This is a genomic window from Pseudomonadota bacterium, assembly GCA_016927275.1.
In the GTDB taxonomy this organism is placed as follows: Bacteria; UBA10199; UBA10199; order 2-02-FULL-44-16; family JAAZCA01; genus JAFGMW01.
On record JAFGMW010000079.1, the window covers coordinates 19,405 to 27,739 of the forward strand.

Consider the following 8,335-nt stretch of genomic DNA (forward strand, 5'->3'; position numbering starts at 1 on the left):
CCTCCTACTTTTTCCAGAAGGCAGGGGAAAGTATCACGAGGATCGTGAATATCTCGAGCCTGCCCAGCAGCATGCACGCTATGAAGATCGCTTTGGCCCCGATCGGAACGTTGAAGTAATTGCCCATGGTGCCCAACTGACCGAAGCCGGGGCCGACTCCCCCCATTGTCGCCGCCACGCCGCTTGCCGCCTCCTCCAGCGTCAGCCCCAGCGAGGCGACGGCGATTACGAAGACGACGTAGAGCAGCATGTAGAAGCCGAAGAATGCGGCTATGCTCTCCAGCACGTTTCGGTGCACGACCTTTCCGCCGAGCTTAACGGCTGCGAACACCTTGGGGTGTATGAGCCGCACGATCTCGCGATATGCAAACTTGAAGAGGAGCACGACCCTCGCCACCTTGATCGCGCCCGCCGTGGAGCCTATGCATCCCCCGGTGAACATGAAGAATATCAGCGCGATCCTCGCTGCGGCGGGCCAAGGGTTGGAGTCGACGATGGCGAAGCCGGTGGTGCTCATGATCGACATCGCCTGGAAGGTGCCGTAGCGGACCGCATGGAGGGGAGAGGCGTACCCGCCGCCGAAGTAAAGGACCACGCAGACGAAGAGGATGCCTATCAGCAAAAACGCGACGTAGTAGCGGAACTGGCTGTCGCGCCAGTACGATTTCAGGCTCTTGGACCACGCCAGATAATGGATCGAGAAGCTCACGGTGCCGAGGAATATGATGAACATGGAGACCGCTTCGATGTAGAAGCTGCGGTAGTAGCCGATGGATGCGTCCTTGGTGGAGAATCCGCCGCTGGCGAGTGCCGCGAACGTGTGACAGAGCGAGTCGAACAGCGGCATGCCGCCGGCCAGATATAGAACCGTGCCGAGAACGGTGATGATGGCGTAGACGGCCCAGAGCGCGATCGCGCACTCCCTTATCCGGGGCCTCAGTCTCTCGTGCATGTGCGCGGAGGCCTCGGCGCGGAAGAGCTGCATCCCTCCCACGCCCAGCATCGGGAGTATGGCGACGGCGAGCACGATGATCCCCATTCCGCCGAGCCAGTGTGTGAAGCTTCGCCAGAAGAGGAGGCCGTGGGGGACTTTCTCGATGGGAACCGAGGCGCCGAGGATCGATGAGCCGGTGGTCGTGAATCCGGATACCGACTCGAACAGGCAGTTGAGGAAATTTTCCGCGTTCATGGGCCCCAGGGTCTTTGCGAGAAACAGGGGAAGGGCGCCGAATGCGGAGACGGCTATCCACGTCATCGTTGTGATGAGCATGCCTTCCCTGCGGCTGATCTCGTCCTCCGGCGCCTTGAAGGCGAGCGAGGCGAGGCCGGAGACCGCCACGGTGACCGCCATGGACCACGCGATGGGCGTGGCGTCCCCCTCGCCGTAGTAGAGGGCCACGCCCAGCGGCACCACCATCGCGATGCCCACGAAGAAGGCGACGTGCGCAGTTATCCCGAGGATGACTCCGATCCTCATGAGGGTCCCCCCTGTCCAGGACTTCGCAGCAATATATCAGATGAGGAGCAAAAGAAAACCCCGGCCTTGAGGGGCCGGGGTCTGGTCGCTTGCTCGGCCGTCCTCAGGTGCTCTTCCTCACGTTCGTGGCCTGCAGGCCCTTTGGACCCTGGGTCACTTCGAACTCGACCGACTCCCCCTCCTTGAGGGTCTTGAAACCCTCCCCCGATATGGCGGAGAAGTGGACGAAGACGTCGTCGCTCCCGTCGTCGGGTGAAATGAAGCCGTAGCCCTTTGCATCGTTGAACCACTTCACAGTTCCCTTTGCCATACAGCCCGTCCTTTCTTTCGTGCCCTGGCAGATCAGGGCGGTTCGTGAACGTCAATCCAGCCCTATCCCTATGTTAAACCTGGCTTTTTGACAACCCCTATTTGAGGGCCGCGGTGGCGCCCCTGTAGCGCTGAGTGCGGACCGCCTCGGTGGTCCCGGAGAGGCCCTCCGAGCTGAGCCGGGCCTCGACCCTCGTGAGCCTCTGCTCCGGGGTCGGGTGCGAGGAGAAGGGGCCGGAGTTCGAGCCGCCGATCCCCCTGGCGATCTCGGTCCTTATGAAGTCGGCCATGGCCGCGGGGTTGTAGCCCGCGTTCATGGCGTAGCGCATGCCGTAGGCGTCGGCTTCCTCCTCGTCCTTCTTGCTGTAGCCCTGCTCGATGACCTTCTTGGCCACGTCTGAGACCACGCCTTGGAACTCGCCCACCAGCTGGCTGACCTCGGAGGGGGTGTAGTGCTTGCCCACCTCGCCGGCCGTGTAGAAGGCGAACTTTGTCCAGCGGGATTTCTGGATCGCCTTTATGCCGTCGCGGTCGGCCACGTGCCTTATCTCGTGGCCGAGCACGCCCGCCAGCTCGTCCTCGTTCTGCAGAAGCTCCATGAGCCCCTTTGTGACGAGGATCATCCCTCCGGGGCACGCGAATGCGTTGATCTCGCCGGAGTCGAGCACCGCGAAGCGATAGCCGCCGTAGGTGACCGGCCTGTCGGAGTGAAACGCGACCGCGAGCCCCACCTTGTTGAGGTAGTTGTTCATGGCCGGGTTGTTGTAGAGCGGGTACTTCTCGAAGATCAGCGCTGCGACCGCGCGGCCTATGTAGTGCTCCTCGGAGGGGGTGATCTCCTTGGACGCCTCTGCGAGCTGGGTGAGCCCCCCGAACACGCTGCCGCCGATCTTGCCCCAGTCCTGGGCCCGTGCCTCAAGAGAAAACAGCGCCGCCGCTGTCAGGGCAGCCGCCATTATCATTGCCGATTTTCTTTTCACGCTCGCCTCCTGTCAAAAAAACCTGTTTCTGCGCACCAGTCACTATTCACCAGTCACCAGTCACCGAGAATCATCTGTTCAATTTCCCCTGCGCCAGGAACTGGCTGAGCTCTCCGTCCGATATGCGGATCGCATCGACCCGGTCCACCTGCCGGTATGCGGCGGCGAGCGACGCGCTCGACTTTTTGTACTGCCCCTCGACCTGCGGGTTGAAGCCCTTGCCCGCGAGCGCGGTCTCGTCGTGGGTGACCCCCTTTGCCGCGTACCGCTCGCTCGACTCCACGCTCCCGCTCTTTTTGCCGGTCGCGTTCTTGGGGACAAAGCCGGCGGGGCTCGCGATCCGGTACCAGTTGCCCTCCTCGCCGGTGACTTCGATCACGGCGCCGAAACCCAGGCTGCCCACGGTGGAGGACAGATAGTTGGGGGCCGACTTCACCTGTATCTCGCGCACCTGTATCTTGAGCGACTTCTTTCCCCCTCCGCCCCTTGGCGCGGCGGTCGCATCGAGCGCCGCCAGCGCCGCGACCGCGGCCAGCGCCGCTATTATGATGGCTCTCCTCTTCATTGGGCCTCCCCTATTTCTCGTGGAACTCTATCACCCCGTCGAACCCGCCGGCCGGCGGCGATTTGGCGAACCTATCGCATACTGCCGCGTAGTACGCAACCACCGGATCGCCGCCTGCAGGCAGCGCCCTGAAGGCCTCTGCCGCCTGGGCGAACCGGCCGGCCATGAAGAGCGCCATGGCGGCCGAGAAGCGCTCCACTCCCGCCGCACCATCCGCGGTGAGCGCCCCCTTCGCGCAGATCGGCTCGTAGATCGAGATCGGCTCCTTCCTCCCCTTGACCCTGACCTTGCCGATCATGCGGGCCTCGATGCCGTGCCGCGCTGCCTCGAAGGTGCTCTGGCTTATGATGACGCGCGTGCCGAAGCGCTTGTTGAGCCCTTCCAGGCGGCTGGCCAGGTTCACGCAGTCGCCGATCGCGGTGTAGTTGAAGCGCAGCTCGGAGCCTATGTTGCCGACCACCGCGCGGCCGGTGTGGATGCCGATCCTCGTTTTGAACTGCGCGAACGCGGCGAGAGAGTCCTGTATCTGCATGGCGGCCAGCGCGGCCTGCGCCGCGTGGTCCGGTATCGCAAGCGGCGCGCCCCAGAACGCCATGACCGCGTCCCCTATGTACTTGTCGAGCGTGCCCTCGCGGCCGGTGATGATCTCGGTCATCACGGTGAGGTATTCGCAGAGCTGCGAGACGAGATCGGCAGGCGCGGTCCTCTCGGCGATCGAGGTGAAGTCCGCTATGTCGGAGAAGAAGACCGTCACCTCCCGCTCGGCGCCCCCCATCTTCACCGACTCGGGATCGAGCGCTATCTCGCTCACCACCGCGGGCGAGAGGTACTGGCCGAACGCCTTCTTTATGGCGTGTTTGCGCCGCCCCTCGGTCATGTAGTTCTTGAGCACCATGACGAACGCTGCCATGGCCGCCGCCGCCATGGGGCTCACGACCGGGAGCCACAGCCCCTTCGCGAATGCGACGAAGGTTGCGGTGAGGTACGCGCCGGAGAGGCCGGCGAGCAGGGCGACGATGTGCGAGAATCTCTTGAGCTGCGAGAGCCCCAGCGCCGCGGCGAGGGCGAAGGCAAAGACGATGGCCGCCTTGGCCCTGGTCCCCAGCGGCGTCACGAAGTCGCGCCTGAGCAGCGAGTCGATGATCGTGGCGTGGATCTCGGGGCCGGGGTAGACGCGCGCCAGCGGCATGGGCTTGAGATCGTACAGCCCGGGCGCCGCCACCCCGATTATGGCGATGCGGCCCGCGAGCACCGCCGGGTCGATGACGGGCCTTCGCCCCTCCTCGATCTGTCGGTTCGAGAGCAGGATGTTCGAGAGCGGGTACGCCGGGTAGCTGTCCACGCCGCCGATGTAGTTGATCATGAGGTTGCCGGAGGAATCCAGAGGGACCTCGTCGCTGCCCAGCAGGAGTCGGTCCTCCGCAGGCCAGGCGATCTCCCCGATCCCCTCCATGTCGCTCACCACCTTGAGGGATATCTGCGGCATGAGCGTCCCCCGGTAGTCCAGCGCAAGGGGCAGCCTGCGGTAGACGCCGTCCTCGTCCGGCCTCGTCTGAGCGTTGCCGAAGCCGGTCGCGGTGTCGGCGATCTCGGGCACGGGCAGCGACTGGAGCGAGCGCGCGCTGGGCAGAAAACCCGGCGGCTCGCCGTCGAACGGCACCCGGCTCTTGGCGATCACGTCGGTCTCGATCGGGGGGGCGTCGGCGGTCTCGTGGGAGCTGGCGAACACGACGAAGTAGGATGGGGGGCCCCTCCTTATCCCCTCGGCGAACGCCTCGTCGTCGGCCAGCCCGTAGGAGGAGTCCTCGGAGAAGAAGAGGTCGAAGATCACGGCCCTAGCGCCCCCGCGCTTCGCGAACTCAAGCGCCCCGGCGTAGAGCTCGCGCGGCCACGGCCAGGAGATCCCCATCTGCTTCATGGCCACCAGCGACGGCTCGTCCACGTACAGCAGCGCCACGTTCCCGCCGGAGCCCTGCGCAGCACCCCTGGTGGCCTGCATCCGCCAGTCGTAGGTCATCATCTCCAGGGAGACGAGGCCGGAGACCTCACGGAACTCCATGAAGAGAAGCGCAGCGACGATGCCGATCACGACGCCCCAGAGCGCCTGCGAAGCGCGATGCCGGCCGACCCTCTTCTCGATCGAGCGCCTGCGCTCGCCGATCCTCTGCGAGAGTTCGTTCGAGAGCCTCTTTCGGAGCGCCTTTGTGTCGAATGGCATGGGGGGAAAAGAGAGGATATATCCGGCATTGTCAAGAAGAGCGTATCAGTTTGAAAATTAAACAAAATTTCAAGCACCAAATCCCAATGACCAAATAAGCACCAAATTCCAAATCCTAAATTCCAAACTTCAGGTTAAATAATTGGAGTTTCGGTCATTGGAATTTATTTGGAGTTTGGTGCTTGGGATTTGGAATTTCATTTCATACATCCCGAAATCCTCGAGAGCAGCCCCTCGATCATGCCCGCGTCGCGCTCGGTGAGGCCGGCGCGTCCGAATATCCTCTCCAGCCGCTCCCTTATGCGGCTGCGGAGCTGCCACGGCTCCTCGTCGTCGTAGCCGAGGGCGGCGAGCGCCAGTTCAGCCTCGGTCATAAGCTCGGATATGCGCTCCCTCGGCAGGTAGCTCTCCTGCATCCGGGGGTCGGGATCTGACGAAGCGGGCGGGATCATGCGGCTCATCTCGTAGCATGCCACGAGCACCGACTGCGCGAGGTTGAGCGAGGGGAGGGCGGCCGAAGAGGGGATCTCGACCGTGGCGTCGCAGCGCTCTATGTGTTCGTTGGCGAGCCCTGACTCCTCGGGCCCGAAGACGAGAGCTGCCCCGCCGTCCGAGGCCCGCGCAGCCAGCACTGGCGCTGCCTCGGCAACGGACATCCTCCTCTTGCGCCCCTTGCCGAACCTGCGCGTGAATGCTGCGGAGAACGCGATGTCCATGAGGGCTGCGTCCAGCGTGGGGAATATCTTCGCCGACTCGAGCAGGTCGCTCGCTGCGACTGCCCAGCGCCGGGCCTCGTCCGAGAGGTGGTCGCAGGGGGTCACGAGACGAAGGTCCGAGATACCGAAGTTCTTCATCGCCCGCGCTGCGGCGCCGATGTTCGCCGGCCCCTGCGGGGCAACCAGCACGATTGCGAGATTGTTTTCCACGAAAGGCGGGATATCCGTGTGTAAGGTTTGTGTCAATGCTAAGAGTAGTATTTTCAAGTATTGTCATCCCGAGGCGTCGCTTGTGCAGATGATGCCAAGGCAACCTTTGCGACGCCGAGGGATCCACCGAAGTCCTCGAACGCGGCGCGTTTCAGCATGCTATTGCAGCGTTTTCGCGCCCTGCCTCCGTCGTCTGGCGCGCTCGCCTCGCTACTCGTCGCGCGACCGACCGGAAGCAGCTTCAGCAGCGGTCCGCCATTGAAAGCAGCTGGCTCAACAGACGGGGCGGGTCGGTGCGCTCTTCTCGCTTCGCTCGTCGCCTCAGGCGCCGGCTCCTCGCTGGGCGCACGTCGGCCGGAATATCATAGGCTACGGCACCCGGTCTCCGTGAGCCCCGCTGCGAAGAGCGCCCCGGCTCGCCCCGTCATGACGGCAATCCGTGCCACATTGAATTCCCCCTCCATCGATGGAAGGTAACTACCAGTAACTATCAGCTTGTTTCTGGTATATTATTTACCGCTATGGCAGTAAATATTCGTGATTATGTGCTGAAATATCTGGTAAAGATCTAAAAACACGATTAATTACTGCTATGGCAGTTGAAATAGTTGATCAGACTGATTTGCAGCTCAAAAAGGAGTTCCCAATGGTCGCAACGGGTGCGGAACGCCGCAAATTTGCGAGGCTCGATCTCGCGCTCACGGTGAGCTATCGCGTGACCGGAGAGGCGGGCGGCCATCCGGCCGACCCGCGCGAGGCGATATCCAGCGACGTGAGCCTCGGGGGCCTTCGTCTCATGACTCCAGCGGCGCTCGCCAACGGCACGTTGCTCGATCTGGAGATCGTGCTGGGCGACGACGAGTCGAGCCCGATCAAGGCCTCCGGCGAGGTGATGTGGCAGAATAAAATATCGGCGACCAGCTTCGAGACCGGCGTGATGATCAGGAACATGCCGAACGACGACAAGAGCCGCTTCATGCGGTTCGTCTTCGATCAGATGTCCAAGGTGGTTACAGGGTAACTAATTGATAAATAAATAAAAATAAAACTCTTTTTTGCGCAACTTTATTTGCGGGCCGCCGATAAACAGACTGCACATGGGACGCACATACTACGAGATACTGCAGGTCGCGCCGGAGGCATCGGCCGATGTGATATCGGCCGCCTACAGGGCGCGGATGAAGCAGTGCCATCCCGACGTGGGCGGCGATCCCGACGAGGCGTCGAGGGTCAACGAGGCCTACGAGTTCCTCTCCGACCCCGAGCGGCGCGCCCATTACGACGGGTCGATCACGAGGGCCAGGCCCGCTGCCCCGGGCCACGAGTCGAGGGGGGCGGAGCGCCGGCGCGTGAAGAGGCACGAGATAGACGCGGCGGTATCCTACTGCATAGACCACGACAGCGTGTGGCACTCGGCGAGGGTCGTTGACTTCTCGATTCTCGGCATGAGGCTCCGGTCGCACGAGCAGCTCACGGTCGGGCAGAGCGTCGTGATCGTGCCGCCGAACCTCGCGGCGCTGGCCATGCACGGTACCGTGCGCTGGGTGCGCGTCTTCCATCCCACGATATTCGAGAGGGTCTACGAGGCGGGCGTCGAATTCCCCGACCAGATCACCAACATCCGCCAGAGGCTGTCGACCTAAATCCTGAACAAAATTTATCTGCTTCCGGCTCTGTTGCCGGGCGTCGGACCTCTTCTGGCTGCTGGGGCTTTCGCTCCGTTATTCGTCGTGAAAATATCGCTGGTTTCAAGAGCATTATAGCCTTTTCACAGAGGAAGCGAATTGGATGTCTTCCTCTCGTCAGCCTCCAATTCGCGAAACCAGCCGATATTTTCCCTTCCTCATACACTCCGCTCAA

At 62.7% G+C, this 8,335-nt stretch carries 8 protein-coding genes; 2 read left to right on the top strand and 6 right to left on the bottom strand.

Going from position 1 to position 8,335, the window contains the following annotated elements:
* Window positions 1-4: 4 nt before the first annotated feature.
* From JXA24_05305 to JXA24_05330, 6 genes are all read right to left on the bottom strand, one after another.
* Entirely contained in the window at window positions 5-1,477 is a 1,473-nt protein-coding gene (locus JXA24_05305) for a TrkH family potassium uptake protein (GenBank protein ID MBN1283176.1), read from the bottom strand.
* A 103-nt stretch (window positions 1,478-1,580) separates the two neighbouring features.
* Window positions 1,581-1,787 (bottom strand): cold-shock protein, encoded by a 207-nt coding sequence (locus JXA24_05310; protein ID MBN1283177.1) that lies wholly within the window; start codon window positions 1,785-1,787, stop codon window positions 1,581-1,583.
* Between the two features lie 97 nt (window positions 1,788-1,884).
* Window positions 1,885-2,766 (bottom strand): M48 family metalloprotease, encoded by an 882-nt coding sequence (locus JXA24_05315; protein ID MBN1283178.1) that lies wholly within the window; start codon window positions 2,764-2,766, stop codon window positions 1,885-1,887.
* A gap of 70 nt (window positions 2,767-2,836) precedes the next feature.
* Window positions 2,837-3,331 (bottom strand): hypothetical protein, encoded by a 495-nt coding sequence (locus JXA24_05320; GenBank protein ID MBN1283179.1) that lies wholly within the window; start codon window positions 3,329-3,331, stop codon window positions 2,837-2,839.
* 10 nt (window positions 3,332-3,341) lie between these two features.
* Window positions 3,342-5,549: an adenylate/guanylate cyclase domain-containing protein gene (locus JXA24_05325; GenBank protein MBN1283180.1), complete on the bottom strand. Its 2,208-nt coding sequence runs from the start codon at window positions 5,547-5,549 to the stop codon at window positions 3,342-3,344.
* Between the two features lie 197 nt (window positions 5,550-5,746).
* Window positions 5,747-6,475 (bottom strand): RNA methyltransferase, encoded by a 729-nt coding sequence (locus JXA24_05330; GenBank protein MBN1283181.1) that lies wholly within the window; start codon window positions 6,473-6,475, stop codon window positions 5,747-5,749.
* A gap of 646 nt (window positions 6,476-7,121) precedes the next feature.
* On the opposite strand from JXA24_05330, the gene JXA24_05335 reads away from it, so the two are divergent.
* Entirely contained in the window at window positions 7,122-7,496 is a 375-nt protein-coding gene (locus tag JXA24_05335; GenBank protein MBN1283182.1) for a PilZ domain-containing protein, read from the top strand.
* 76 nt (window positions 7,497-7,572) lie between these two features.
* Window positions 7,573-8,118 carry a DnaJ domain-containing protein gene (locus tag JXA24_05340; protein ID MBN1283183.1) on the top strand — a complete coding sequence of 182 codons (546 nt, stop codon included), beginning with the start codon at window positions 7,573-7,575 and terminating at the stop codon, window positions 8,116-8,118.
* Window positions 8,119-8,335 lie beyond the last annotated feature (217 nt).

Bases quoted from the DNA above. Each gene is read 5' to 3' on its own strand.
- JXA24_05340 (MBN1283183.1), top strand. From the start codon at position 7,573: ATGGGACGCACATACTACGAGATACTGCAGGTCGCGCCGGAGGCATCG.
- JXA24_05310 (MBN1283177.1), bottom strand. From the start codon at position 1,787: ATGGCAAAGGGAACTGTGAAGTGGTTCAACGATGCAAAGGGCTACGGC.
- JXA24_05325 (MBN1283180.1), bottom strand. From the start codon at position 5,549: ATGCCATTCGACACAAAGGCGCTCCGAAAGAGGCTCTCGAACGAACTC.
- JXA24_05320 (MBN1283179.1), bottom strand. From the start codon at position 3,331: ATGAAGAGGAGAGCCATCATAATAGCGGCGCTGGCCGCGGTCGCGGCG.
- JXA24_05335 (MBN1283182.1), top strand. From the start codon at position 7,122: ATGGTCGCAACGGGTGCGGAACGCCGCAAATTTGCGAGGCTCGATCTC.
- JXA24_05305 (MBN1283176.1), bottom strand. From the start codon at position 1,477: ATGAGGATCGGAGTCATCCTCGGGATAACTGCGCACGTCGCCTTCTTC.